Genomic DNA, 22,266 nt, shown 5'->3' with positions numbered 1-22,266 from the left:
GTCTTCTGGTACAGCCTGTTCGATCTCCCCCAGGCCTGGGGCGCGACCACCCGCCACCGCGAGGCGGAAGGCTCCAGCTACTACCGCCATTTTTACATGGGCCTGATCCGGGAGGATGGCACGCCCAAGCTGGCGCTCGAGCATTTCGCGCGGCACACACCCCAGATGGGCCTGATGCAGTGGTTCCATTTCGAGGACCCGCGGCTGGACGACGCGGTCAAGTGGATGCGGCGACTCGGCGTCACGCATCTGCGCACCGGCCTCAGCTGGGCCGACAGCTACCGGCCGGGCTGGGAAAGCTGGTTCGACCGGCAGATGGATGCGCTGGCCGAATTTGAGACCACCGTCACCTTCTGCTTCACGCCGGAAAGCGAAGGCATCGCCCCGCACCACACCAGCCCCGCACGTGATCCCATGTATTTTGCGGATTTCTGCGCGCGGATGATCGACCGATACGCTCCGAGGGGCATGGTCAGGGTGGCTGCCGAATGAGCCTGCACGACCCGCATGCGATCAACGTCGGACTCGTTGGCATCGGAAATTGCGCCAGTTCGCTCGTGCAGGGCATCGCGCATTACCAGAATGGCGGGGCGAACGATCAGATCGGCCTCATGCACTGGGATCTCGGGGGTTACCGGCCCAAGGACATCCGCATCACCTCCGCCTGGGACGTGGACCGTCGTAAGGTCGGCCGCGACGTCGCCGAGGCGATTTTCGCCAAGCCCAATTGCACCAGCATCTTCTGCGATCACGTCCCACCCTCCGGCGTGGACGTCCGCATGGGTCGCGTCCTCGACGGCTATTCCGAGCATATGGCCGAGATGCCGGACGACCGCACGTTTCTGCTCGCCGGCGCGGCTGAACCGGACAAGGCCGAGGTCATCCAGACGCTGCGCGAGACGGAGACGGAGGTGCTGCTCAACTACCTCCCAGTAGGTAGTCAGCAGGCGACCGAATTCTACGCCGAATGTGCGCTCGAAGCCGGGGTCGCGTTCGTCAACAACATTCCCGTTTTCATCGCCAGCGACGAAAGCTGGGCAAAGCGCTTCACCGACGCCCGCGTCCCGCTGATTGGCGACGACATCAAGGCTCAGCTCGGCGCCACCATCGTGCACCGGGTGCTGACCGACCTCTTCCGCAAGCGCGGCGTCAAGCTCGACCGCACCTACCAGCTCAACACCGGCGGCAATACCGACTTCCTCAACATGTCAAACCGCTCGCGGCTCAAATCCAAGAAGATCAGCAAGACCGAAGCGGTGCAGTCGGTCGCCGAACACCGTCTCGAGCCGGAGAACATCCACATCGGCCCCTCTGATTACGTCGCTTGGCAGAACGACAACAAGGTCTGCTTCCTGCGCATGGAAGGCCAGCTGTTCGGCGGCGTTCCCATGAACCTGGAGCTCCGCCTCTCGGTCGAGGACAGTCCGAATAGCGCCGGCGTCGCGATCGACATGATCCGCTGCGCCAAACTCGCCCGCGACCGCGGCCTCGGCGGCCCGATCCACCCCGCCAGCGCCTATTTCTGCAAACACCCGCCGGTGCAGATGACCGACGACGCGGCGTACGAGGCGCTGGAGGCATTCATCGCGGGCAAGGCCTGAAGCGCGCTTCCGACTCTCCCGCATCGATGGCCGCAGCCCGTCAGAAGCTGCGCAGCAGTCCCAGGCGGACGCGGTGGCGGTCGGCGTCGAAAAAGCTGATCGAGCTCTGGTTGCGGTGATAGCTGTAGCTGAGCGACGGGAACAGGTTCCAGCCGATCGGCTTGCGCGTGGTCAGCGAAAAGGTGGTGTAGACCCGCACGTCCTCCCGCGCACCCGGCGACAGGAACAGGATCGGAGCGTCGAATAGCATGCGGCTGATCCCGGCGGAGACGGCCCCGCTAAGACTGGGCCCCAGATACCGGCTGATGCCGGCATAGATGCCGAGTTCGGCGCCCGAATATGCCTCCCCAACCAGCCAGTCGCGGCGCGCGTAGACGCCGAGCGATCCCATCATCTGCGCATTCAGGACGCGGTCATACGTCAGATAGGCGCCCGCCTGGGTCCCTCGGAAATCCACGCCATAGTCCGAATCGAAGATGCGGACGTCGAGCGACAGGCTGACACGATGCCCCGTGGCGACCTGCTGCTGGTAACGCGCACGCAGCCCATAGCCCTGACTGGCCGAAATGCCGCCATACCAGCGCTCGAACGCGGTGACCTGGACGAAAGCCCGGCCGTTCTCGGTCCAGGTGAGTTCCGGACCGGCCGCGATCAGCACCGACAGGTCGTCATTCCGCGACCCGTCGAGCTCGATCGCGTAGCCTTCCGCGTCGAGCGCGAACGCGGCGCCCGGCGCGACGGGCAAGCGCGCGCCGGCCGAGACGGATGCGCCGAGCGCCAGGTCGGCGCGGGCTCGGATCGCCGGATCGAGCGGAACCGGAAAGGTGACCTCGCCATTATGGATCGGGATGCTGTCGTCGTCGGTCGCGTTGGTGACGTTGCTGTCCGCGGTTATGCTCGCGTCAACGGTCAGGAAGAATTGGGCGGAGGACGGCGCCGGCGCTTCGAGCGCCACGAGTGGAACCGACCGGTCCGCCACCCGGTCGGGATCGGTCGGCCCGGGGCCGTCCGGCGCGTCCAACTCAGGCAGATCGTAATCAAGCGCGGGAACGGGCGGCTGCGCGAAGCCGCACAAGGCCAGCCAGATGAGACCTGCCAGGGCGGGGCTTGATTGCAATCGCACTTATTCGCCTGCCCGTGCCTCGCTCCCGACAAGCGCATCGGGAAGCCTTCGGCACCTGACTAAGCGGACGCGGTTAATTCCTTCTTACGAGCATCGCCCCTGGGCGGCTTGGCCGCGCTACTCTTAACCGGCCGGTAGTCATGCCTGGTGAGATGGCGTTGATGATAGCCCGCCTATCCGGGGAGTGGAAATCCGCTTGATCGAGCGGACCGGATCTGAACGGCGGACCCATGATGCGCTTTCTCGGCCTGCTCTGCATGGTTGCGGCGTTGCTGTTGGGACCGATGGCGCATGCGGCCGTGCCGGCCTGGCGGATCAGCGAAGTCGCCGGATCGGTGCAGGTCAAGCAGGCCGGGCAGTCAAGGCCGGCGGAGCGAGGCGGCACGCTTGCTCCCGGCGAGGCGATCGCGACCGGAGCGGATGGGCGCGCGGTGCTCGTGCGCGGACGGGAATATGTGATCGTCTCTCCCCGCACCCAGTTGCGGCTGCCGGGAGTCGCTGCCGCGCGGAGCGGCATCATCCAATTGATCCAGGATCTCGGCAAGGCGCTGTACCGGATCGAGAAAAAGTCGACCCCCCATTTCGGCGTCCAGACACCGATGCTCGCGGCCCTCGTCAAAGGAACGGTGTTCAGCGTCACGGTGGAGCGCGGGGGCGCGTCGGTCCGGGTCTTCGAAGGCCGGGTGGAAGTCGCCGCGGCGGAGGGCGGCGCGCGGCGACTAGTCGATCCGGGCATGGTAGCCTCGGTCCTGGCGCAAAGCCCGACCAGCATCGAGCTCGGCACCACGCCTGCAGGGAAGGGCGAGGCCGCCAGCTACGGCTTGGCCGGAAGCGGATCGGGCGCCCCAAGGCTGGATTATGCGCGCCTGCCGGTTCCGACCGGAACGGCCGCAACCGGCGAACCGGGCTCCGCGCCCCTGCTGCGGCTTGCCCGCCTGGACGAAATGGACCAGCGCGACCCGTCAACCCTGGTGCGTGAGGCTGCCGCGGTCTCGGCATTGTCCTCGACGCTGCCGCCCGCGCCCTCACCGGCTCCGTCGCCCGCTCCGACTTTGCCAGCACCCGCTCCAGCCTCAGCCGCCGATGCTGCTGCGGGCCAGCAACCAGCACCTGCGCCAACTCCTGCTCCAGCTCCAACTCCGACAACTGCTCCGGAGCCCGCGCCAGCACTGGCGCCTGCGCCTGCTCCGGCCCCGGCACCACAGCCTGCTCCCGCTCCAGCACCTGCCCCGGCACCGGCACCCCAGCCTGCTCCCGCTCCAGCCCCTGCCCCGGCACCAGAGCCCGCTCCAGCACCAGCTCCTGCTCCTGCTCCAGCACCCGCCCCAGCGCCTGCCCCGGCACCGGAGCCTGCTCCTGCAGCACCAGCGCCGGAGCCCGCTCCTGCGCCAGCCCCAGCGCCTGCTCCCGCGCCCGCACCGGAGCCTGCTCCCGCTCCTGCCCCGGCTCCTGCTCCTGCTCCAGCACCTGCCCCGGCGCCAGCGCCTGAACCCGCCCCTGCTCCAGCTCCGGCTCCGGCTCCGGCACCGGCACCGGCTCCCTCGCCTCCACCCCCGGCGCCGCCGGCGCCGGAGCCGCCGAAGTGCCTGCTGGGTCTGACCCTGATCTGCCTCTGAGGATTGGTCGGTTCGGGCCAGACAGAACCGCTGCTCCGACAGCCTTGATTGGACCCAAAGCCGGTCAGAAGCGCTTAGCCTCCCGCACGTAATAAACAGGAGGAAGTTGGATGCGCATTTTTCTCATGATCGGTGCGGCTTTGACCCTGTCCGCCTGCGGCGGCGGCGGGTCTGAGGCCAACGACGCCAATATGGCAGCGTCGGGCAACATGACCATGGACCAGAACATGACCATGGACCCGATGATGAACGGGAACATGGGAATGGATCCGATGATGAACGGCAATATGGCCACGGACCCGGCGATGAACGGAATGGCCAACGGCGCCGCCGATCCCGCCACCCAGAACGCGATGCAGAAGGACATGAACGCCAACGATCCCGACACCAACCTCGCCAACGGCATGTAGCCGGCCGAGACCGGAGCTGCTTTCAGGCAGGCAGCTCCCAGGGAGCGTCCGCCAGGGCGGGCGCTCCTTTGTTTTTGCGGATGGGGGCTATGCGCCCGCCGAAAGCGCTGCGGCGCTCCTCAGACCTCAACCCTTTCTGACCGCGCCCCTGCATAGGACCCGTCCAGGTAGATCAGCGGATCGACCTCGCCGCGCACCCGCACCTCCTCGACCACGCCGATGAAGATGCTGTGCGTGCCGAATTGGTGGTGATCGATGCGCCGGCACAGGAGCGACGCCTGTGCGTCGGCCAGCCGCGGCGGGTGCGCGCAGTCGAGCTCCCATCCACTCGCGAAGCGCAGCTCCGCCTTCGAGCGATCCGCGAACATCTGCGCCAGATGCTGCTGGTCGCGGTGGAGCACGTTTACGCCGAAATGCGTCACGTCCCTGATCGAGGCGTGGAGCGAGGCGGTCTGGTTGATGCAGACCAGCAGGCTCGGCGGGTTCATCGCCAGCGATGACATGGCTGTGGCCGTAATCCCCATCGGCCGCCCGTCGACGCAGATCGTGATCACGTTGACGGTCGATGCGACGCGACGCATCGCCTGGCGGAACGCCTCGTCGAGCTGGTCTGAGGGGGCAGGCATCGTCCGCCCAACTGGGGTCCCGCGCGCCGGAGCACAAGCTTGGTCGACTCGCGGAACACGACTTGGCCGGAGTGCCCCGGCGAGAGAGCTTCGGTCAGGTGGCGCGGGAGACGCTTCACCGCCTCCCGCGCCGCGTTGGCTCACCGGCGCTTGCTGCTGCTGCCGCTCTTGCTGAACAAGACCGAGCGGCTCTCGCCCGTCTCGAAATCGTCGCCGGTCTCGGTGAACGACGCCTGGCTCCTCCCGCCCGACTTGCGGGCCGCGAACAGGAACGGGATGGCGCCGCCGGTGATCGCGCCCGCAAGCGCCGCGCCGGCGATCACCGCCGTGCTCGGGCGGCTGCGCGACTGCTCGGCGTAGGTCGCCTGGTCGCCAGAAGACTGATAGCTGCTGGTCTCATAGCCGCTCGTCTCCGGCTGGAAGTTCGAGCCCGAGCCCGAAGACGACGACAAGCCGCCCGAACTCTGCGTCGAGCTGGTGGTGGTGCTGCCGGTCGGCCGGCTGGTGTCGCCGAAATTGCTCGAGGCGCCGGATGGGCTGGAGCCCGTGCCGCCGGTGCTGCTCGTTGTGGAACCACTGACCGTGCTGCCGGCCCCGGGGGCGAGGGTGTTCTTGTCTGCCATACTCATTTCTCCTTCACATGCCCGACCGGCGCGAGCGTCCGCCCGGTTTCGGGCGACATGGAGCTGCGCTGCTTGGCACGCGCGGCCCATCAACGTCTCTGCTGTCGGGACCTGGCCATAACGGCTTTCCGCACCCGGGCGTTCCCGGGCCGGTCGGATAAGGCTCGCGGCGGGCTCGCGGTGCGTCCCGAGCATCACGAACCTCCGCTTGCGGCCATTGCGGACACTCGAGTGGTGGGGCAGACTCAAACCGCGATTTGATGCGTTCCGGCGGATTAGCAAGGATCAGACGTGGCCAATCCACTTACGATGAAGCTGGAGCAGTTCACGAGCTTCGACCCCGAGGAGCGGCAGCGGCTGGATCAGCTCCTCAGCTATCCCACCGAAACTTACGCCCGCGGGAAGACGATCATTCGAGAGGGCGAGAAGGTGGACGACATCCATCTCGTCCTCACCGGCCTTGCCGCCCGCTCCAAGACGCTTCGCAACGGGGACCGTCAGTTCATGGCTTTCCTCGTTCCCGGCGACCTGTGCGACGTGGAGGTGTTCATTCTCGAAGGCATGGACCACGACATCACAGCCCTCACCGACACGACCTGCGTGCTCATTCCGGCGAAGATCATCGAAGGATTGCTGACCGAGTCCACCAAGCTCACCCGGGCATTGTGGTGGGGCACGATGAGCGACTCGGCGATCCTGCGCGAGTGGATCGTCGACCATGGGAGCCGCGATTCATTTGAGCGGATCGCGCACCTCATGTGCGAGATGCTGATCCGATACCGCGTCATCGGCGAGACGACGGACAACAGCTTCCCCTTCCTGCTGACTCAGGAGGAGCTTGCGGATGCGACCGGGATGACTCCGGTTCACGTCAACCGGATGCTCCAGCAACTCCGCAGCGATGGCCTGATCGAACTCACCGGCAAGGTGTTGACGGTTCTCGACCCGAAAGGGCTGCAGCGGGCTGCCAAGTACGACAGCACCTATCTCCACCTCATCAGGACGGAGCGCCGGGACCCGGAGGTGTCGCAGCGGGCGGGGGACCTCGTCTCGGCATCTCCCCGCGGGCTCCTGCACGACGTAGCGGGCAAGGTGAAATCGGTGTTTGGGCGATCGGACGCCTAATTTGCACTCAATGTCCGCTCCCACCCCAAGCGGGCTCTGCCGGCCGAGCTAGTTAATCAACATGGGCAGAACCTATGTGTGAGCGGACTGGCTAAGGATGGGTTAGACAGAAGGCATTGCTGGCTTTCATGGCGTCCCGCAACTGAGAGACCTTGTTGCGCTCCCGCCGATCAGGAGAGCGCAATGCAAGTCACCGTGCAGCCGGAACGCACTCTTTCACCACTGGTGAAGAAGCTCCAGCTTTGGGGCCCTCTCGACGACGCGGCGCAGGAAGCCATCCTCGCGCTCCCGCACAAGGTGGAGGAGCTACTTCCCCACAAGTACATCGTCCGGGAGGGCGACCGGCCGTCTTATTCTTGCCTGCTGCTGGAAGGGTTTGCGTTCCGCCACAAGGTGCTGGTGGACGGTTCCCGCTCGATCAACGCCATTCACATGAAGGGCGATATGGTCGATCTGCAGAACTCGCTCCTGGGAACGGCCGATCACAGCGTCCAGACGCTCACCAGGGTAACCGCCGCGTTCATCCCGCGTGAAGCGATCCGGCAGATCGCCTTCGACGTTCCCGCCGTCGGCATGGCGATGTGGTATGACACGCTCGTGGACGCCTCCATCTTCCGGGAGTGGATCGCCAACATCGCCCGCCGCGATGCAGCATCGCGGATCGCGCATCTCCTGTGCGAATTCGGCCTGAAGCTGGAGGCGATCGAACTGGGGGACCGGCTCAGCTACGAGATGCCGATGACGCAGGAGCAGCTGGCGGACGCGACCGGCCTTACCGCCGTGCATGTGAACCGCACGCTGATGGACCTCGAAAACCGTGGTCTTATCGCAAGGGCCAAGAAGTTCGTCGCCATCTCGGACTGGAAGCGGATGGAGGACGTAGCCGGCTTTACGGACGGGTATCTGCACCTGCGGGACGAATCGAGCGTCCTGCAATAGGAAGCGGGCACCTCCGCTTTCCGCCTCTGCTAGCGCTAGATCGATGCTGGCAGGGGTTGAGGCTCGATGCCGGGTCGTTGTGAGTAGCACGATTGACGGTCAGGAGTGTATATCGACCATCCCGCCCGCTCCATGTCCGCCTCAGCAAGAACAGCCCAGGCCCGGATCAAGTCCGGGTTGACGCAAGGTAAGTAAAGAAAAAGGCCGCCCCAAGCGGGACGGCCCTCTTTTCCTTGAACCGGATAAGAGTACCACTTTTATCCGAGTAACTCCTGCTCCAGCTTCTTGGCCATTTCCTCGATATTCTCTGGCGGCCAGCCGGGGATGTCCATGCCGAGGCGCAGGCCCATCGAGGACAGCACTTCCTTGATCTCGTTCAAGCTCTTGCGGCCGAAGTTGGGCGTACGCAGCATCTCGGCTTCCGTCTTCTGGACGAGATCGCCGATGTAGATGATGTTGTCGTTCTTGAGGCAGTTGGCGCTGCGCACGCTGAGCTCGAGCTCGTCGACCTTCTTGAGGAGGTAGCGATTGAGCTGGTTGGCGTCGCTTTCCGTCTCGATCGGGCTCAGCGTCATCCCGCCGCCGCTCATCGGCACGTGGGTGGTGACCATGCCTTCGTCGAAGTGCACGAACAGCTGGAGCTGGTCCTGGAGGATCCGCGCGGCATAGGCGAGCGCGTCGTCCGGCGTGATCGTGCCGTCCGTCTCGACCGTCAGCGTGAGCTTGTCGTAATCGAGTTCCTGCCCGACGCGGGTATTCTCGACCTTGTAGCTGACCTGGCGCACCGGCGAGTAGAGCGCATCGACCGGCACCAGGCCGATCGGGGCGTCGGCCGGACGGTTGGCTGCGGCCGGCACATAGCCCTTACCGGCTTCGGCGGTCAGCTCCATGTTGAGCGTCGCGCCTTCGTCCAAGTGGCAGATGACCAGGTTCGAGTTCATCACCTCGATGTCGCCCGTGGTCGCAATCTGGCCGGCGGTGACTTCGCCCGGGCCGGTCGCCGACAATTGCAAACGCTTGGGCTGATCGCCTTCCATGCGCAGCGCGATCTGCTTGACGTTGAGCACGATGTCGGTGACGTCCTCGCGGACGCCGGCAAGACTCGAGAATTCATGCAGCACGCCTTCGATCCGCATCGAGGTCACCGCAGCACCCTGAAGGCTGGACAGCAGCACGCGGCGCAGCGAATTGCCGAGCGTGAGGCCGAAGCCGCGCTCCAGCGGCTCGGCGACGAACGTCGCCTTGCGGCGCGCATCGGCGCCCCCGGTGCGCTTCTCGAGCGCGTTGGGCTTCTTCATTTCCTGCCAGTTCTTTGCGTTGACGGCCATGATGTTCCCTTGCCATTGGCGGGGAAGCTTGCCCCGCCGCATTCATAAAGTTCGAAAAGTTCACGTCCCCAAAGGACGAAAACTTTCGTCAGACGCGCCGGCGCTTCGAAGGCCGCACGCCATTGTGCGGGATCGGGGTCACGTCGCGGATCGACGTGATCTGGAAGCCGACCGCCTGCAGCGCACGGAGCGCGCTCTCGCGGCCGGAACCTGGTCCCTTGACCTCCACCTCGAGCGTGCGGACGCCGTGCTCGGCAGCCTTCTTGCCCGCATCCTCAGCGGCGACCTGGGCGGCATAGGGAGTCGACTTGCGCGATCCCTTGAAGCCCATCATGCCAGCCGAAGACCAGGCGATCGCATTGCCCTGCGCGTCCGTGATGGTAATCATCGTGTTGTTGAAGCTGGCGTTCACATGCGCGACGCCGGCCGAGATATTCTTCCGCTCGCGCCGCTTAACGCGCTGTGGTTCACGTGCCATTTGGTTCGTATCCTACCTGATCCAGAAAACCGCTCATCCTAAGGAGCGGCTGAGCTTGGCGAAGTCGCGTCTCGAAGGACGAACTTACTTCTTCTTGCCGGCGATCGGCTTGGCCTTGCCCTTGCGGGTGCGCGCATTGGTGTGCGTGCGCTGACCGCGGACCGGGAGGCCCTTGCGATGACGGAGGCCGCGATAGGAAGCCAGGTCCATCAACCGCTTGATGTTCATCGCCACCTGACGGCGAAGGTCGCCCTCGACCGTGTAGTCGGCATCGATCGACTCGCGGATGTGCAGCACTTCCTGGTCGGTCAGGTCCTGCACGCGGCGCTCCGGCGTGATGCCGAGTTTGGCGGTCAGTTCCCTGGCCTTGGTTCGTCCAATGCCGTGGATGTAGGTCAGCGCGATTTCGACGCGCTTGTTGGTCGGGATGTTTACGCCCGCGATACGTGCCATCTGGTCTCTGTCTCCTGCTCCACAGGGCGGATGGCAGACCTTTCGGTCACCGCCCCATCTCAGCGCTTTGAGGGCCCGTCCAAACAAGCATAGCCGACGCGCGCACGACATGCGCGGCCGGATGCCGGTGAACGGGATGAGGGCGAGATAAGGAGGTGAGTTGAGGCTGTCAAGCGGTGGGGAGTGTCTGCTTTCGCGGTACGGCGGCCCTCCCCCCTTGCGGGGGAAGGATAGCGCAGCTCCGCGACGAAGTCGCTTAGCGAAGCTTGGAAGGGGTACGCGCCATAGGCGCGTGGCGCTGCGTCGCAGCGCCACGCCCTCCCCTACCCCTCCCCGCAATGGGGAGGGGAAACATCTTACACCACCCCGTAAGCCAGCATCGCGTCCGCGACCTTCTTGAACCCGGCGATATTGGCGCCGCGGACATAATCGATGTGATTGGTGCCGGCGCGCCCGCCATATTCGGCGCAGCGCTCATGAATGCCGTGCATGATGTCCTTGAGCAGTTGCTGGAGCTCCGCTTCCTTCCAGGAGATGCGCGCCGAATTCTGGCTCATCTCGAGGCCGGAAACGGCGACGCCGCCGGCATTGGCGGCCTTGCCCGGGGCGTAGAGGATCTGCGCCTTCTTGAAGACGTGCACACCGTCGAGGTCGGTCGGCATGTTGGCGCCTTCGGAGACGGCCATGCAGCCGTTCTTCACCAGCAACTCGGCTTCCTGGCCGTTCAGCTCGTTCTGCGTCGCGCAGGGCAGCGCGATGTCGCAGGGCACCACCCACGGACGCTGGCCGGCGTGGAAGGTCGCGCCGGTGAACTCCTGCGCATATTCCGCGATGCGGCCGCGGCGCTTGGTCTTGTGGGTCTTGACCCAATCGACCTTCTCCTGGGTGATGCCGTCCGGATCGTGGACGAAACCTTCGGAGTCCGACAAGGTGAGCACCTTGCCGCCGAGCTGCAGGATCTTCTCGGCCGCGTGCGTCGCAACGTTCCCGGAGCCGGAGATCACGGCCGTCTTGCCCTCCACTGAGTTGCCGAGGTGAGTGAGCATGTTCTGCAGGAAGTAGACGGCGCCATAGCCGGTCGCCTCGGTGCGGATCAGCGAGCCGCCATATTCCAGGCCCTTGCCGGTCAGCACGCCAGTGAACTCGCCCGTGATGCGCTTATACTGGCCGAACATATAGCCGATCTCGCGCCCGCCGACCCCGATGTCACCGGCCGGAACGTCCGTGTCGGCGCCGATGTGGCGGTAAAGCTCGGTCATGAAGCTCTGGCAGAAGCGCATCACTTCGGAGTCGCTCTTGCCCTTCGGGTTGAAGTTCGCGCCGCCTTTACCGCCGCCCATCGGCAGGCCGGTCAAGGCGTTCTTGAAGGTCTGCTCGAAGGCGAGGAACTTCAGCACCGACTCGGTGACGGTCGGGTGAAAGCGGATACCGCCCTTGTACGGGCCGATCGCGTTGTTGTTCTGGACGCGCCAGCCGCGCTGCACGCGAATGTTGTTGTTGTCGTCCTGCCAGACGACACGGAAGGAGACCACACGATCAGGCTCGGCGATGCGGCGCAGGATCTGCCAGCGGTGATACTGCTCCTTGTCCTCGATGAAGTCGAAGATGTCCTCGGCTACTTCTTGGACCGCCTGGACGAACTCCGGCTGGCCCGGATTGCGGCGCTTCACCCCCTCGATAAAGCCGCTCAGATCCACGTGATCGGACAATGCCATATTGGTAGCTCCCCCTGCCTGGATTGATAGTTGACCCCGGTCGCGACTCCGCTCCGGAGTCTTACACCCGCTTGCATAGCACAGTTCCAGGCGGGGCCACGTCTGTAAAGATCAGGGCCGGAGCTTTGGTCGCGCGCTCCGTCAGCTTGGTCGATGAGCCGGAGTTTACTTTGAGATGCTCGGCCCGCTACTCAGCCCGGGCCAGCGCAACTGCTCAGGCCTTCTCCTCTGTCTTCAAGGACATAGGAGCAGGCCTCCCCGTTGACCGCTTCGGCCGTGTCCGCGTCGGCCGGGATTACGCTCAGGAGCGACGACTAGCGGCCGTCGAGAATGACCTCGATCGCTTGTTCGACCTGTTCGATCGGGGCCATGCCGTCCACGCGCTGGACGATCCCTCGCGCCTCGTAGCCGGGCAGGATCGGGGCCGTCTTGGCGCGATATTCGGCGAGCCGGGTGCGGACGGCTTCGGCATTGTCGTCGGCTCGGCGCTTGAACTGATCGTTGCCGCAGACATCGCACAGGCCCTCGAGCTTCGGGAGCTTGTTAAGATCGTGATAGCCCTCGCCGCACCTGGAACAGGAGAAGCGACCGGTGATCCGCTCGACGAGAGCCTCCTCGTCGACAGACAGTTCGATGACGTGATCGAGCGAGCGGCCGCGCTCGCCCAGCAGCCGGTCCAGCGATTCCGCCTGGGTGTGGGTGCGGGGGTAACCGTCGAAGATGACGCCGTTCGCGGTATCGGGCTCGTCAAGGCGATGGCCTAGAATCTCGGACATGAGATCATCGGGGAAGAGCTTGCCGGCCTTCATGATCTCGTCGGCCATGCGGCCGATCTCGGTGCCGGCCTTGACGGCGGCGCGCAGCATGTCGCCGGTCGAGAGCTGGACCATGCCGCGCTCGGCGACGAGCCGGCCGGCCTGGGTCCCCTTGCCCGCGCCCGGAGGTCCGAGCAGGATGATGTTGAGCGGCCTCGCCGACGGCTTGCCCGTCCCTGCGGCCGGCGCCGTGCTCACCGGGCCCGCCCGCCCTTCAGCTTCGCCTTCTTGATGAGGTCGCCATATTGGTGGGCGATCAAGTGGCTTTGAATCTGCGTCACCGTATCCATCGTGACGTTGACGACGATCAGCAGCGACGTGCCCCCAAGATAGAAGGGAATGCCCGCCCGCGCGATCAGGAACTCGGGCACCAGGCAGATCACCGTCAGATAGGCCGCGCCGACCACGGTGATGCGGGTGAGGACGTAGTCCAGATACTCCTCGGTCCGCTTGCCGGGGCGGATGCCCGGGATGAAGCCGCCGTAGCGCTTCAGATTGTCGGCGGTCTCCTCCGGATTGAACACCACGGCGGTGTAAAAGAAGCAGAAGAAGATGATCCCCGCTGCGTAGAGCAGCATGTAGAGCGGCGCGCCGTGCTGGAGCGCGGCGGTGATGGTGATCAAAGTATCGCCCCAGGCGCTCTCCCCCTGAGCGCGATTGCCCGCGAACTGAGCGATGGTGAGCGGCATCAGCAGCAGCGAGGAGGCGAAGATCGGCGGGATCACGCCCGACGTGTTGATCTTGAGCGGCAGGTGCGAGCGTTCGGCCTGCATGCCGCCGCGCGCCGTCTGGCGCTTGGGATACTGAATCAGGACGCGGCGCTGTGCGCGCTCCATGAAGCAGATGAACAGGATCAGCACGGCGGCTAGGCCCAGCACGCCGAGGATCACGACCGGCGACAAGGTGCCGGTGCGCCCGCCCTCGAACGCCTGCGCGATAGCCGTCGGCAGCTGCGCGACGATGCCGGCCATGATGATCAGCGACACGCCGTTGCCGATGCCGCGGCTGGTGATCTGCTCACCCAGCCACATCAGGAACATCGTGCCGCCGACCAGGCTGATCACCGTGGTGATGCGGAACATCATGCCCGGATCGATCACCGCCGAAGCGCCTTCGCGCGCGCCCCAGCCTTCCAGCCCGACTGCGATGAAATAGCCCTGGATCGCGCACAGGAAGACGGTGCCGTAGCGCGTATATCGATTGATCTTCTTGCGCCCGCTTTCGCCCTCTTTCTTGAGCGCGGCCAAAGTCGGCGACATCGAGGTGGCGAGCTGCACCACGATCGAGGCGGTGATGTAGGGCATCACGCCGAGCGCGATCAGGCTCATCCGCTCCAGGCTTCCGCCCGAGAACATGTTGAAGAAATCGAGCACGCCCCCGCGGGTCGTCTCGAAAAGGCTGTTCAGCGCGCGCGGATCGATGCCGGGCAGCGGCACATAGGAGAGCAGCCGGAAGACGATCAGCGCTCCGATCGTGAACCACAGCCGCTTCTTGAGGTCGGTCGCCTTGGTGAAGTTCGCCAGGCTGATGTTGGCGGCCATCTGTTCGGCTGCGGATGCCATGTTCGGGTAGACCTCAGAATGTCCGGGAGCTTGTTTCTCCAGCCCGCTCATCCCGAGGAGCCGCTGAGCTTGTCGATGCGGCGTCTCGAAGGACGCACCGTGCCGGTCCTTCGAGATGGGCCTTCGCCAAGCTCAGTCCCTCCTCAGGATGAGCGGGTAGAGTGCGCTATATAGTGCAACGAAGCGTCTTGTCAGCCGCCCCGACACGTCCTTTGCAGGTTCAGGCCTTACGTGCGGCAAGCCGCTCGGCGCGGACCTTGCCCTTCTTGGCGGCTGCCTTCTCGGCCGCGGGAACCACGTGGATCACTTCGACCGAGCCACCGGCCGCTTCCACCGCCGAGCGCGCACCGGCGGAAACGCCGGCGACGTTGAAGCGGAGCGCAGTGGTGACGGCGCCTTTTCCGAGCAGCCGAACCCCGTCCTTGCCGCCACGGGCGAGGCCAACGGCTTTCAAGGCGGCATGATCGATGACGCCGTCGGTGGCGAGCGTGCCGGCATCGACGAGCTTCTGGATCGCGCCCAGGTTCACCTGGGCATAATCCTTGGCGAAGATGTTGTTGAAGCCGCGCTTCGGCAGCCGCATGTGGAGCGGCATCTGGCCGCCTTCGAAGCCGAAGATGGAGACGCCGGAGCGGCTGGTCTGGCCCTTCTGCCCGCGGCCGGCAGTCTTGCCGAGCCCGGAGCCGATGCCACGGCCGACGCGGACGCGGCTCTTGCGGGCGCCCTTGTTGTCACGAAGATCGTTGAGTTTCATTGTCGTTGCACTCGCTTTCGCTATTGTCGCGCTGTGGTGGGGGAAGTTACTCCGCCACCGACACCATATGCTGCACCTTGCGGATCATGCCGCGGACCTCGGGGGTGTCCGTCAGCTCGACCGTGCGGTGCATCTTGTTGAGGCCAAGGCCGATCAGCGTCTTCCTCTGATCGGGGGTACGCCGGATCGGGGATCCGGTCTGCGTGATCTTGATCATGGTCATGTCGCTTACTCCACAACCGCCGCGGCCTCAGCCTCGGGGGCTTGCGCGCCGCCGCGGCCGAGCAAGTCGGCAATCTTCTTGCCGCGGCGTTGCGCGACCGACTTCGGGCTGGTCTGCTCGCCGAGCGCCTCGAAGGTCGCGCGGATCATGTTGTACGGGTTGGACGTGCCGACCGATTTGGTGACCACGTCGGCGACGCCCAGGCTCTCGAAGATGGCACGCATCGGGCCGCCGGCGATGATGCCGGTGCCGGACGGCGCCGAGCGGACATAGACCCGGCCCGCGCCGAAATGACCCGCGCCGTCATGGTGCAGCGTGCGGCCCTCGCGCAGCGGCACGCGAACCATCGCCTTCTTGGCGGCCGCGGTCGCCTTGGAGATCGCCTCGGGCACTTCGCGCGCCTTGCCATGGCCGAAGCCGACCCGGCCCTTGCCGTCGCCGACCACGACCAGAGCGGCGAAACCGAAGCGCTTGCCGCCCTTCACCGTCTTGGACACGCGGTTGATGTGGACGAGCTTCTCGATCAGCTCCTCGCCGCCATCATCGTCGCCGCCACGTCCACGGCCGCGATCGTCGCGCCGGCCGCCGCGATTGCCGCCGCCACGATTGTCACGGCCACGCCCGCCGCGGGCGCCGCGCTCGCGGCGGACCTCGGTCGGCTGCTCGGGGGTTTGAGCCTCCTGGGTCGGCCCGTCCTGGACCTGGGCGCCCTGAATCTGTTCGTCAGCCATTTAAAACTCCAATCCGCCTTCGCGCGCCGCATCCGCCAGCGCCTTGACGCGACCGTGGAACAGGAACCCGCCACGATCGAAAACAACCTGGGTCACGCCCGCGGCCCTGGCCCGCTCGGCGACACGCCGGCCGACATCCTGGGCCGAGGAGACGTTGGCGCCGCTCGCCTTCGCCCCGTCCTGACCCTTGACGTCCTTGTCGATCGTCGAAGCCGAGGCCACGGTGCGGCCCGCGGCATCGTCGATGACCTGCGCATAGATGTGCTTGCCCGAGCGGTGCACGGACAGGCGAGGCCTGGTGCCGGCCCGCTGACGGAGCGCGGTACGGACGCGCTGGCGGCGCCGTTGGAAAAGAGTGAGTCTCGCCATGGCTTACTTCTTCTTGCCTTCTTTGCGGAAGATGAACTCGCCGCGATATTTGATGCCCTTGCCCTTGTAGGGCTCCGGCTTGCGCCACTGGCGAATCTCGGCGGCGAGCTGACCGACCCGCTGATAATCCGAGCCGGAAATCACGATTGTCGTGGGATCCGGCGTGGCGACGGTGAGATCGGCAGGAACTTCGACATTGACGTCATGGCTGTAGCCGAGCTGCAGGCGCAAATTCTTGCCCTGCATCGCGGCGCGGTAGCCCACGCCCGTGATCTCGAGCGTCTTGGTGAAGCCGTCGGTGACTCCGGTCACCAGGTTCTGCACGAGGGTGCGCTGCATGCCCCAGAAGGAACGCGCCTTCTGGCTGTCGTTGGCCGGCTGCACCGAAATGCTTCCATCCGCGATGTCGTAGCGAATCTCTTCCCGCATCTGCAGGCTGAGCGTGCCTTTCGGACCCTTCACCGAGAGCGTCGAGCCCTCGGTCGTGGCCGTGACACCTGCCGGCATCTCAACCGGGCGCTTACCAATGCGTGACATCAGAATACCTCCGCCAGCACTTCGCCGCCGACATTCTGCTCGCGCGCCTCGGCGTCGGACAGAACGCCGCGAGGCGTCGACACGATGGTGATGCCAAGGCCGTTGCGCACGCGCGGCAACTCCTGGCTGCCCGAATAGACGCGGCGGCCCGGCTTGGACACGCGGGACAGGTGCTGGATCGCAGGCTGGCCCTCGAAATATTTCAGCTCGATGCGCAGGCCCTTGGCCGGCCCGAGCTCTTCCTCGACATAGCCGCGGATATAGCCCTCGCGCTGAAGCACGTCGAGCACACGGACCCGCAGCTTGGACGCGGGAGTCACCACGCTGTCCTTGCGGGCCTGCTGGCCATTGCGGATGCGGGTGAGCATATCACCCAGTGGATCGGTCATCGGCATATCTTGTGCCCTTACCAGCTCGACTTCGTCAGACCGGGGATCAGGCCTTGATTGCCCAATTCGCGGATCATGATGCGTGAAAGTCCGAATTTGCGATAGTTCGCGCGCGGACGGCCGGTGAGGCCGCAGCGGTTGCGCACCCGGGTCGGGTTCGCGTTGCGCGGGATCTCGGCCATCTTGAGGCGCGCGATCAGACGCTCGGTGTCGTCCTTGGACTCGTCGTCCGCGATCGCCTTCAGCTTCGCGTACTGGCCGGAATACTTCTTCACCAGCTTCTTGCGACGCTCATTCTTGTTGATGGAACTCAGTTTCGCCATTGGACTTAAGCTCTCTTCTCTCTGCCTAGACGCAAGGGGGCCTCAGGCCGCCTGCTTCTGATCTTCTTCGGTGCGCGGGAACGGGAAGTTGAAGAGGCGCAGCAGCTCGCGCGCTTCCTCATCCGTCTTCGCGGTGGTGGTGACGATGATGTCCATGCCGCGCACCTTGTCGATGCGGTCGTAGCTGATCTCTGGGAAGATGATCTGCTCTTTCAGGCCCATCGCATAATTGCCGCGCCCATCGAACGACTTGGGGTTGAGACCCCGGAAATCGCGGACGCGCGGCAGCGCTACGGTGATCAGACGGTCCAGGAACTCATACATCCGCTCCCGGCGCAGCGTCACTTTGACGCCGATCGGCATGCCTTCGCGCAGCTTGAACTGGGCGATCGACTTCTTCGCCTTAGTGATCACCGGCTTCTGGCCCGCGATCAGCTCCATCTCCGAAGCCGCCGTATCGACCTTCTTCTTGTCCTGGGTCGCCTCGCCGACGCCCATGTTGATGACGATCTTTTCCAGCCGCGGCACTTCGAGCCGGTTCCCATAACTGAACTTCTCCGTCATCGCGGCCGCGATGCGCTCGTCATAATCGCGCTTCAGGCGCGGTATGTAATTTGTGGCCTCAGCCATTGATCAGCTCCCCGGACCGCGCAGCGACGCGGACCTTCTTTCCGTCCCGAACCTCGAAGCGGACGCGCGTCGGGCGGCCGGTCTTCGGATCTTCGAGCGCCACCTTGGACACGTGCAGCGGCGCTTCCGACTTTTCCAGACCACCTTGCGGGTTGGTCTGGCTCGGCTTGCGATGGCGCGTGATGACATTGACGCCGGCTACGACGACCTTGCTGTCCTTCGGCATCGACTTGGTGACTTCGCCATGCTTGCCCTTGTCCTTGCCGGACAGGACCACGACGCGGTCACCCTTCTTGATCTTCGCAGCAGCCATCACAGCACCTCGGGGGCGAGCGAAATGATCTTCATATGCTTCTTCGCGCGCAGTTCGCGGACGACCGGCCCGAAGATGCGGGTCCCGATCGGCTCCTGGTTGTTGTTGACCAGCACGGCGGCGTTCGAATCGAAGCGGATCGTCGAACCGTCGGCACGGTGGATATCCTTTGCCGTGCGGACGATGACCGCCTTGTGAACGTCGCCTTTCTTGACGCGTCCGCGCGGTGCGGCTTCCTTGATCGACACGACGATCACATCGCCGACGCCGGCAAAGCGCCGCTTGGAGCCGCCCAGCACCTTGATGCACTGAACGCGCTTGGCGCCGCTATTGTCAGCGACGTCCAGGTTAGACTGCATCTGGATCATCGATCCGTTTTCCTTCTCACTTCAACCGGGACGTCCCGGCGATCAGCTTCAACTACGCTCAGGCGACGTCTTGCTTGGCCGGGGTTGCATGGGTGTTCACCCGCTCGATCACGCGCCAGTTCTTGAGCTTCGACATCGGCCGCGTCTCCTCGATGCGGACGGTCTCGCCTTCCTTGAACTCGTTGCCCTCGTCATGGGCGTGGTACTTCTTCGATAGCCGGATGATCTTGCCGTACATCGGGTGCTTCACCCGCCGTTCGACCTTCACCACGACCGTCTTGTCGGTCTTGTCCGACACGACCGTGCCGGTGAGAACGCGCTTTGGCATCTCGTCTACTCCTTACGCGTTCGACCGCGCGCCATTGGCGCGCTGGGTTTGGAGCGTCTTGATCTGCGCGATGGTGCGGCGCACCTCGCGAACGCGGCTGGGCTTCTCAAGCTGGTTGGTCGCCGCCTGAAAGCGCAGGTTGAACTGCTCACGCTTCAATTCGCCGAGCTGCTCCTGGAGCTGATCGTCGGACCGGGCGGTCAGATCTGCAATCTTGGCCATCTCTTATTCCTCTCCGACCAGGCTCTCGCCGAGACGGGCAACCACCTTGGTCTTGATCGGCAGCTTCTCCATCGCGCGCTCGAAAGCGACCTTGGCGAGCGGGCCGGGAACGCCGTCCAGCTCGAACAGGATCCGGCCTGGCTTGACGCGGGCGACCCAGAATTCGGGCGAGCCCTTGCCCGAGCCCATGCGGACTTCGGCCGGCTTGGACGAGACCGGCACGTCCGGGAAGATGCGGATCCAGAGCCGGCCCTGACGACGAATGTGGCGGGTGATCGCGCGGCGGGCCGCCTCGATCTGGCGCGCGGTGATCCGCTCCGGCTCCATCGCCTTGAGGCCATAGGAGCCGAAGTTGAGCGCGGTGCCACCCTTGGCGTCGCCATGGATGCGACCCTTGAAGGCCTTGCGGAACTTGGTGCGTTTCGGTTGCAGCATTTCTTATTCCTTAGCGGCGCCGGTTATCGACGATCGTCGCGCGCCGGGCGAACACCCGACGTTTGCGCTTCCATCATCAGTCGATCCTGAGCCATCGGATCGTGGCCGAGAATCTCGCCCTTGAAGATCCAGACCTTGACGCCGCAAACGCCATAGGCGGTGTGGGCCTGCGCCTCGGCATAATCGACATTGCCGCGCAGCGTGTGCAGCGGCACCCGGCCCTCGCGATACATTTCGCTGCGCGCGATCTCGGCGCCGCCGAGGCGGCCGCCGCAGGCGACGCGGATACCGTCGGCGCCAAGCCGCATCGCCGACTGCACGGCGCGCTTCATGGCACGGCGAAACGCGATCCGGCGCTCGAGCTGATCGGCGATGCCCTGCGCTACCAACCTGGCGTCGATCTCGGGCTTGCGGATCTCGACGATGTTAAGTGACACGTCGGACGAGGTCATCGTGCCGATCTTCTTGCGCAGCTTCTCGATGTCCGCGCCCTTCTTGCCGATGATCACACCGGGGCGCGCGGCATAGATGCTGACGCGGCACAGCTTGGCCGGACGCTCGATCACGACCTTGGAGATCGCCGCCTGCGGCAACTCCTTCATGATGAACTGGCGGATCTTCAAATCCTCCAGCAGCAGGCGCGAGTAGGAGTCCCCCTCGGCGTACCAGCGGCTGTCCCAGGTCCGGTTGATCTGCAGGCGCAGACCGATCGGATTGCTCTTCTGACCCATGATTAAGCTTCCTGGCTTTCGCGAACGACGATGCGCACGCGGCTGAACGGTTTGACGATCCGGCTCGAACGGCCGCGGGCGCGGCTCGCGAAGCGCTTCATCGAGATCGACTTGCCCACCGACGCTTCGGCGACGACGAGCGCGTCGACGTCGAGATTGTGGTTGTTCTCCGCATTGGCGATCGCCGAGGCGAGCACCTTGCGGACATCGATGGCCATCGCCTTGGGCGAGAAGCGCAGGATGTTCAGCGCTTCCTCGGCCTTCTTGCCCCGGATCATCGCCGCGACCAGGTTCAGCTTCTGGGCCGAACCGCGGATCGTGGTGCCGACCGACAACGCTTCGTTGTCGGCGACCTTGCGGGGGCTCTTTTCCTTGCCCATGGCTTACCTCTTGCCCTTCTTGTCGGCGGCGTGGCCCGGGAAGTAGCGGGTCGGCGCGAACTCGCCGAGCTTCATGCCCACCATGTCCTCGTTCACCGACACCGGCACGAACTTGCGGCCATTGTAGACGTTGAACGTCAGGCCGACGAACTGCGGCAAGATGGTGGAGCGGCGCGACCAGGTCTTGATCGGCGCACGGCCGCCAGCGTCCTGCGCGGTTTCTGCCTTTTTCAGCAGGGACAGTTCGACGAACGGTCCTTTCCAGACGGAGCGGGCCATCTTTACCTCTTCTTCTTCGCGTGACGCGAACGGATGATCATCTTGTCCGTCGCCTTGTTGTGACGGGTGCGGGCGCCCTTGGTCGGCTTGCCCCACGGAGTGACCGGGTGACGGCCGCCCGAAGTGCGGCCTTCGCCGCCGCCGTGCGGGTGATCGACCGGGTTCTTGGCGACGCCGCGGGTGAGCGGACGGCGGCCCATCCACCGGGTACGACCCGCCTTGGCGAAGTTCTGGTTCTGGTTGTCCGGGTTCGACACCGCGCCCACCGAACCCATGCAATCGGCGCGCAGGTAACGCTGCTCGCCCGAATTCATGCGCACGATTACCATGCCGCGATCGCGGCCGACGACCTGGACGTAAGTCCCGGCCGAGCGAGCGATCTGGCCGCCCTTGCCCGGCTTCATCTCGACATTGTGAACGATGGTGCCGACCGGCATCTGGCCGAGCTCCATCGCATTGCCGGGCTTTACGTCGGTCTTGCGGCCGGCAACGATGGTGTCGCCCGGCGCGAGCCGCTGCGGCGCGATGATATAAGCCTGCTCGCCATCCTCGTAGTTGACGAGCGCGATGAACGCGGTGCGGTTGGGATCATATTCCAGCCGCTCGACGGTGGCCGGCATGTCCCACTTGCGACGCTTGAAGTCGACATGGCGGTACTTCTGCTTGTGTCCGCCCGCAATGCCGCGGCTGGTCACATGGCCCTTGTTGTTGCGGCCGCCGGTTTTGCGCAGGCCTTCGGTCAGCGCCTTGACGGGCTTGCCCTTCCAGAGCGCCGACTTGTCGACCAGGATCAGGCCGCGCTGCGACGAGGTCGTCGGATTGTATGTCTTGAGTGCCATG

Annotated in this window: 31 protein-coding genes and 2 pseudogenes; 6 read left to right on the top strand and 27 right to left on the bottom strand. The window is 65.0% G+C overall.

Annotated elements, in window-relative coordinates:
- Together VF631_RS14090 and VF631_RS14085 are read left to right on the top strand one after the other, a co-directional pair.
- Positions 1-492, top strand: a pseudogene (locus VF631_RS14090) (beta-xylosidase); the annotation flags it as partial.
- The gene (locus VF631_RS14085; RefSeq protein ID WP_431850951.1) at positions 489-1,601 is read left to right on the top strand and encodes an inositol-3-phosphate synthase; all 1,113 of its coding nucleotides are present in this window, start codon (positions 489-491) and stop codon (positions 1,599-1,601) included. The pseudogene VF631_RS14090 and the gene VF631_RS14085, both read left to right, overlap by 4 nt.
- A 40-nt stretch (positions 1,602-1,641) precedes the next feature.
- Here the strand turns inward: VF631_RS14085 and VF631_RS14080 are convergent, their stop codons facing one another.
- Positions 1,642-2,724 (bottom strand): surface lipoprotein assembly modifier, encoded by a 1,083-nt coding sequence (locus VF631_RS14080; RefSeq protein ID WP_431850950.1) that lies wholly within the window; start codon positions 2,722-2,724, stop codon positions 1,642-1,644.
- Positions 2,725-2,954: 230 nt separating this feature from the next.
- Here VF631_RS14080 and VF631_RS14075 point away from each other — a divergent pair.
- Positions 2,955-3,353 (top strand): annotated as a pseudogene (locus tag VF631_RS14075) (hypothetical protein); the annotation flags it as partial.
- Positions 3,354-3,360: 7 nt separating this feature from the next.
- Here the strand turns inward: VF631_RS14075 and VF631_RS14070 are convergent.
- On the bottom strand, positions 3,361-4,275 hold the full coding sequence (locus VF631_RS14070; RefSeq protein ID WP_431850954.1) for a hypothetical protein: 915 nt from the start codon (positions 4,273-4,275) through the stop codon (positions 3,361-3,363).
- 175 nt (positions 4,276-4,450) lie between these two features.
- Here VF631_RS14070 and VF631_RS14065 point away from each other — a divergent pair, with 175 nt between their 5' ends.
- Complete coding sequence (locus VF631_RS14065) at positions 4,451-4,750, top strand: hypothetical protein (RefSeq protein WP_431850949.1); 300 nt, start codon at positions 4,451-4,453, stop codon at positions 4,748-4,750.
- Between the two features lie 119 nt (positions 4,751-4,869).
- Here VF631_RS14065 and VF631_RS14060 read toward each other — a convergent pair whose 3' ends face one another.
- Entirely contained in the window at positions 4,870-5,376 is a 507-nt protein-coding gene (locus VF631_RS14060; RefSeq protein WP_431850948.1) for a flavin reductase family protein, read from the bottom strand.
- Between the two features lie 140 nt (positions 5,377-5,516).
- The gene (locus tag VF631_RS14055) at positions 5,517-5,999 is read right to left on the bottom strand and encodes a hypothetical protein (protein ID WP_431850947.1); all 483 of its coding nucleotides are present in this window, start codon (positions 5,997-5,999) and stop codon (positions 5,517-5,519) included.
- Positions 6,000-6,290: 291 nt separating this feature from the next.
- Between VF631_RS14055 and VF631_RS14050 the strand changes: the two genes are divergently transcribed.
- Positions 6,291-7,124 (top strand): Crp/Fnr family transcriptional regulator, encoded by an 834-nt coding sequence (locus VF631_RS14050; protein WP_431850946.1) that lies wholly within the window; start codon positions 6,291-6,293, stop codon positions 7,122-7,124.
- A 183-nt stretch (positions 7,125-7,307) separates the two neighbouring features.
- Positions 7,308-8,063 (top strand): Crp/Fnr family transcriptional regulator, encoded by a 756-nt coding sequence (locus VF631_RS14045; RefSeq protein ID WP_431850945.1) that lies wholly within the window; start codon positions 7,308-7,310, stop codon positions 8,061-8,063.
- Between the two features lie 257 nt (positions 8,064-8,320).
- Here the strand turns inward: VF631_RS14045 and VF631_RS14040 are convergent, their stop codons facing one another.
- The 23 genes from VF631_RS14040 to rplB all read right to left on the bottom strand — a co-directional run bounded on the left by VF631_RS14040 (position 8,321) and on the right by rplB (position 22,265).
- Positions 8,321-9,391, bottom strand: coding sequence for a DNA-directed RNA polymerase subunit alpha (locus VF631_RS14040; RefSeq protein WP_431850944.1), 1,071 nt, complete (start codon positions 9,389-9,391; stop codon positions 8,321-8,323).
- An 88-nt stretch (positions 9,392-9,479) separates the two neighbouring features.
- Entirely contained in the window at positions 9,480-9,869 is a 390-nt protein-coding gene (gene rpsK / locus VF631_RS14035; protein ID WP_431850943.1) for a 30S ribosomal protein S11, read from the bottom strand.
- Between the two features lie 84 nt (positions 9,870-9,953).
- Positions 9,954-10,322, bottom strand: coding sequence for a 30S ribosomal protein S13 (rpsM, locus tag VF631_RS14030; RefSeq protein WP_431850942.1), 369 nt, complete (start codon positions 10,320-10,322; stop codon positions 9,954-9,956).
- 356 nt (positions 10,323-10,678) lie between these two features.
- Positions 10,679-12,037 carry an NADP-specific glutamate dehydrogenase gene (gene gdhA / locus VF631_RS14025; RefSeq protein WP_431850941.1) on the bottom strand — a complete coding sequence of 453 codons (1,359 nt, stop codon included), beginning with the start codon at positions 12,035-12,037 and terminating at the stop codon, positions 10,679-10,681.
- Positions 12,038-12,351: 314 nt separating this feature from the next.
- Positions 12,352-13,050: an adenylate kinase gene (locus VF631_RS14020; protein WP_431850940.1), complete on the bottom strand. Its 699-nt coding sequence runs from the start codon at positions 13,048-13,050 to the stop codon at positions 12,352-12,354.
- On the bottom strand, positions 13,047-14,414 hold the full coding sequence (gene secY / locus VF631_RS14015) for a preprotein translocase subunit SecY (RefSeq protein WP_431850939.1): 1,368 nt from the start codon (positions 14,412-14,414) through the stop codon (positions 13,047-13,049). Before secY ends, VF631_RS14020 begins: the two co-directional genes overlap by 4 nt.
- Before the next feature lie 220 nt (positions 14,415-14,634).
- Entirely contained in the window at positions 14,635-15,168 is a 534-nt protein-coding gene (gene rplO, locus VF631_RS14010) for a 50S ribosomal protein L15 (protein WP_431850938.1), read from the bottom strand.
- A 46-nt stretch (positions 15,169-15,214) separates the two neighbouring features.
- Positions 15,215-15,391: a 50S ribosomal protein L30 gene (gene rpmD, locus VF631_RS14005; RefSeq protein ID WP_431850937.1), complete on the bottom strand. Its 177-nt coding sequence runs from the start codon at positions 15,389-15,391 to the stop codon at positions 15,215-15,217.
- Positions 15,392-15,396: 5 nt separating this feature from the next.
- Positions 15,397-16,122, bottom strand: coding sequence for a 30S ribosomal protein S5 (gene rpsE / locus VF631_RS14000; RefSeq protein WP_431850936.1), 726 nt, complete (start codon positions 16,120-16,122; stop codon positions 15,397-15,399).
- A complete protein-coding gene (gene rplR / locus VF631_RS13995) occupies positions 16,123-16,491 on the bottom strand; it encodes a 50S ribosomal protein L18 (RefSeq protein ID WP_431850935.1) in 369 nt (122 codons plus the stop codon).
- A gap of 3 nt (positions 16,492-16,494) precedes the next feature.
- A complete protein-coding gene (gene rplF, locus VF631_RS13990; protein WP_431850934.1) occupies positions 16,495-17,028 on the bottom strand; it encodes a 50S ribosomal protein L6 in 534 nt (177 codons plus the stop codon).
- Positions 17,028-17,423 carry a 30S ribosomal protein S8 gene (gene rpsH / locus VF631_RS13985; protein WP_431850933.1) on the bottom strand — a complete coding sequence of 132 codons (396 nt, stop codon included), beginning with the start codon at positions 17,421-17,423 and terminating at the stop codon, positions 17,028-17,030. Before rpsH ends, rplF begins: the two co-directional genes overlap by 1 nt.
- Before the next feature lie 11 nt (positions 17,424-17,434).
- Positions 17,435-17,740, bottom strand: coding sequence for a 30S ribosomal protein S14 (rpsN, locus tag VF631_RS13980; RefSeq protein WP_431850932.1), 306 nt, complete (start codon positions 17,738-17,740; stop codon positions 17,435-17,437).
- A 42-nt stretch (positions 17,741-17,782) separates the two neighbouring features.
- On the bottom strand, positions 17,783-18,370 hold the full coding sequence (rplE, locus tag VF631_RS13975) for a 50S ribosomal protein L5 (protein WP_431850931.1): 588 nt from the start codon (positions 18,368-18,370) through the stop codon (positions 17,783-17,785).
- Positions 18,363-18,683: a 50S ribosomal protein L24 gene (gene rplX / locus VF631_RS13970; protein WP_431850930.1), complete on the bottom strand. Its 321-nt coding sequence runs from the start codon at positions 18,681-18,683 to the stop codon at positions 18,363-18,365. Before rplX ends, rplE begins: the two co-directional genes overlap by 8 nt.
- Positions 18,683-19,051, bottom strand: coding sequence for a 50S ribosomal protein L14 (gene rplN, locus VF631_RS13965; RefSeq protein ID WP_431850929.1), 369 nt, complete (start codon positions 19,049-19,051; stop codon positions 18,683-18,685). The genes rplX and rplN overlap by 1 nt, the downstream gene beginning before the upstream one ends.
- 58 nt (positions 19,052-19,109) lie before the next feature.
- Positions 19,110-19,379: a 30S ribosomal protein S17 gene (gene rpsQ, locus VF631_RS13960; protein ID WP_431850928.1), complete on the bottom strand. Its 270-nt coding sequence runs from the start codon at positions 19,377-19,379 to the stop codon at positions 19,110-19,112.
- Between the two features lie 12 nt (positions 19,380-19,391).
- Positions 19,392-19,601 (bottom strand): 50S ribosomal protein L29, encoded by a 210-nt coding sequence (gene rpmC, locus VF631_RS13955; RefSeq protein WP_431850927.1) that lies wholly within the window; start codon positions 19,599-19,601, stop codon positions 19,392-19,394.
- Between the two features lie 3 nt (positions 19,602-19,604).
- The gene (rplP, locus tag VF631_RS13950; RefSeq protein ID WP_431850926.1) at positions 19,605-20,036 is read right to left on the bottom strand and encodes a 50S ribosomal protein L16; all 432 of its coding nucleotides are present in this window, start codon (positions 20,034-20,036) and stop codon (positions 19,605-19,607) included.
- A 23-nt stretch (positions 20,037-20,059) separates the two neighbouring features.
- Positions 20,060-20,767: a 30S ribosomal protein S3 gene (gene rpsC, locus VF631_RS13945; RefSeq protein WP_431850925.1), complete on the bottom strand. Its 708-nt coding sequence runs from the start codon at positions 20,765-20,767 to the stop codon at positions 20,060-20,062.
- Positions 20,768-20,769: 2 nt separating this feature from the next.
- Entirely contained in the window at positions 20,770-21,147 is a 378-nt protein-coding gene (rplV, locus tag VF631_RS13940; protein WP_431850924.1) for a 50S ribosomal protein L22, read from the bottom strand.
- 3 nt (positions 21,148-21,150) lie between these two features.
- A complete protein-coding gene (gene rpsS / locus VF631_RS13935) occupies positions 21,151-21,426 on the bottom strand; it encodes a 30S ribosomal protein S19 (RefSeq protein WP_431850923.1) in 276 nt (91 codons plus the stop codon).
- A gap of 2 nt (positions 21,427-21,428) precedes the next feature.
- Positions 21,429-22,265 carry a 50S ribosomal protein L2 gene (rplB, locus tag VF631_RS13930; RefSeq protein WP_431850922.1) on the bottom strand — a complete coding sequence of 279 codons (837 nt, stop codon included), beginning with the start codon at positions 22,263-22,265 and terminating at the stop codon, positions 21,429-21,431.
- Position 22,266 lies beyond the last annotated feature (1 nt).

The sequence above is a fragment of the Allosphingosinicella sp. genome (assembly GCF_036387615.1).
GTDB lineage: Bacteria > Pseudomonadota > Alphaproteobacteria > Sphingomonadales > Sphingomonadaceae > Allosphingosinicella.
The sequence above is the reverse complement of the archived record's forward strand: the minus strand, read 5'-3'. Positions and strand labels throughout refer to the sequence as shown.

What these genes read in the sequence shown, in the direction of transcription:
- VF631_RS14040 (WP_431850944.1), bottom strand. Translation starts at nt 9,391, where the DNA reads ATGGCCGTCAACGCAAAGAACTGGCAGGAAATGAAGAAGCCCAACGCG.
- VF631_RS14085 (WP_431850951.1), top strand. Translation starts at nt 489, where the DNA reads ATGAGCCTGCACGACCCGCATGCGATCAACGTCGGACTCGTTGGCATC.
- rpsE (WP_431850936.1), bottom strand. Translation starts at nt 16,122, where the DNA reads ATGGCTGACGAACAGATTCAGGGCGCCCAGGTCCAGGACGGGCCGACC.
- rpsQ (WP_431850928.1), bottom strand. Translation starts at nt 19,379, where the DNA reads ATGCCAAAGCGCGTTCTCACCGGCACGGTCGTGTCGGACAAGACCGAC.
- rpsM (WP_431850942.1), bottom strand. Translation starts at nt 10,322, where the DNA reads ATGGCACGTATCGCGGGCGTAAACATCCCGACCAACAAGCGCGTCGAA.
- VF631_RS14065 (WP_431850949.1), top strand. Translation starts at nt 4,451, where the DNA reads ATGCGCATTTTTCTCATGATCGGTGCGGCTTTGACCCTGTCCGCCTGC.
- rpsS (WP_431850923.1), bottom strand. Translation starts at nt 21,426, where the DNA reads ATGGCCCGCTCCGTCTGGAAAGGACCGTTCGTCGAACTGTCCCTGCTG.
- rpsC (WP_431850925.1), bottom strand. Translation starts at nt 20,767, where the DNA reads ATGGGTCAGAAGAGCAATCCGATCGGTCTGCGCCTGCAGATCAACCGG.
- rplR (WP_431850935.1), bottom strand. Translation starts at nt 16,491, where the DNA reads ATGGCGAGACTCACTCTTTTCCAACGGCGCCGCCAGCGCGTCCGTACC.
- VF631_RS14055 (WP_431850947.1), bottom strand. Translation starts at nt 5,999, where the DNA reads ATGGCAGACAAGAACACCCTCGCCCCCGGGGCCGGCAGCACGGTCAGT.
- rplP (WP_431850926.1), bottom strand. Translation starts at nt 20,036, where the DNA reads ATGCTGCAACCGAAACGCACCAAGTTCCGCAAGGCCTTCAAGGGTCGC.
- rplE (WP_431850931.1), bottom strand. Translation starts at nt 18,370, where the DNA reads ATGGCTGAGGCCACAAATTACATACCGCGCCTGAAGCGCGATTATGAC.
- rplF (WP_431850934.1), bottom strand. Translation starts at nt 17,028, where the DNA reads ATGTCACGCATTGGTAAGCGCCCGGTTGAGATGCCGGCAGGTGTCACG.
- rpmD (WP_431850937.1), bottom strand. Translation starts at nt 15,391, where the DNA reads ATGACCATGATCAAGATCACGCAGACCGGATCCCCGATCCGGCGTACC.
- rpsH (WP_431850933.1), bottom strand. Translation starts at nt 17,423, where the DNA reads ATGCCGATGACCGATCCACTGGGTGATATGCTCACCCGCATCCGCAAT.
- secY (WP_431850939.1), bottom strand. Translation starts at nt 14,414, where the DNA reads ATGGCATCCGCAGCCGAACAGATGGCCGCCAACATCAGCCTGGCGAAC.
- rplN (WP_431850929.1), bottom strand. Translation starts at nt 19,051, where the DNA reads ATGATCCAGATGCAGTCTAACCTGGACGTCGCTGACAATAGCGGCGCC.
- rplO (WP_431850938.1), bottom strand. Translation starts at nt 15,168, where the DNA reads ATGAAACTCAACGATCTTCGTGACAACAAGGGCGCCCGCAAGAGCCGC.
- rplV (WP_431850924.1), bottom strand. Translation starts at nt 21,147, where the DNA reads ATGGGCAAGGAAAAGAGCCCCCGCAAGGTCGCCGACAACGAAGCGTTG.
- rpsN (WP_431850932.1), bottom strand. Translation starts at nt 17,740, where the DNA reads ATGGCGAAACTGAGTTCCATCAACAAGAATGAGCGTCGCAAGAAGCTG.
- rpsK (WP_431850943.1), bottom strand. Translation starts at nt 9,869, where the DNA reads ATGGCACGTGAACCACAGCGCGTTAAGCGGCGCGAGCGGAAGAATATC.
- VF631_RS14045 (WP_431850945.1), top strand. Translation starts at nt 7,308, where the DNA reads ATGCAAGTCACCGTGCAGCCGGAACGCACTCTTTCACCACTGGTGAAG.
- gdhA (WP_431850941.1), bottom strand. Translation starts at nt 12,037, where the DNA reads ATGGCATTGTCCGATCACGTGGATCTGAGCGGCTTTATCGAGGGGGTG.
- rpmC (WP_431850927.1), bottom strand. Translation starts at nt 19,601, where the DNA reads ATGGCCAAGATTGCAGATCTGACCGCCCGGTCCGACGATCAGCTCCAG.
- rplX (WP_431850930.1), bottom strand. Translation starts at nt 18,683, where the DNA reads ATGGCTGCTGCGAAGATCAAGAAGGGTGACCGCGTCGTGGTCCTGTCC.
- VF631_RS14060 (WP_431850948.1), bottom strand. Translation starts at nt 5,376, where the DNA reads ATGCCTGCCCCCTCAGACCAGCTCGACGAGGCGTTCCGCCAGGCGATG.
- rplB (WP_431850922.1), bottom strand. Translation starts at nt 22,265, where the DNA reads ATGGCACTCAAGACATACAATCCGACGACCTCGTCGCAGCGCGGCCTG.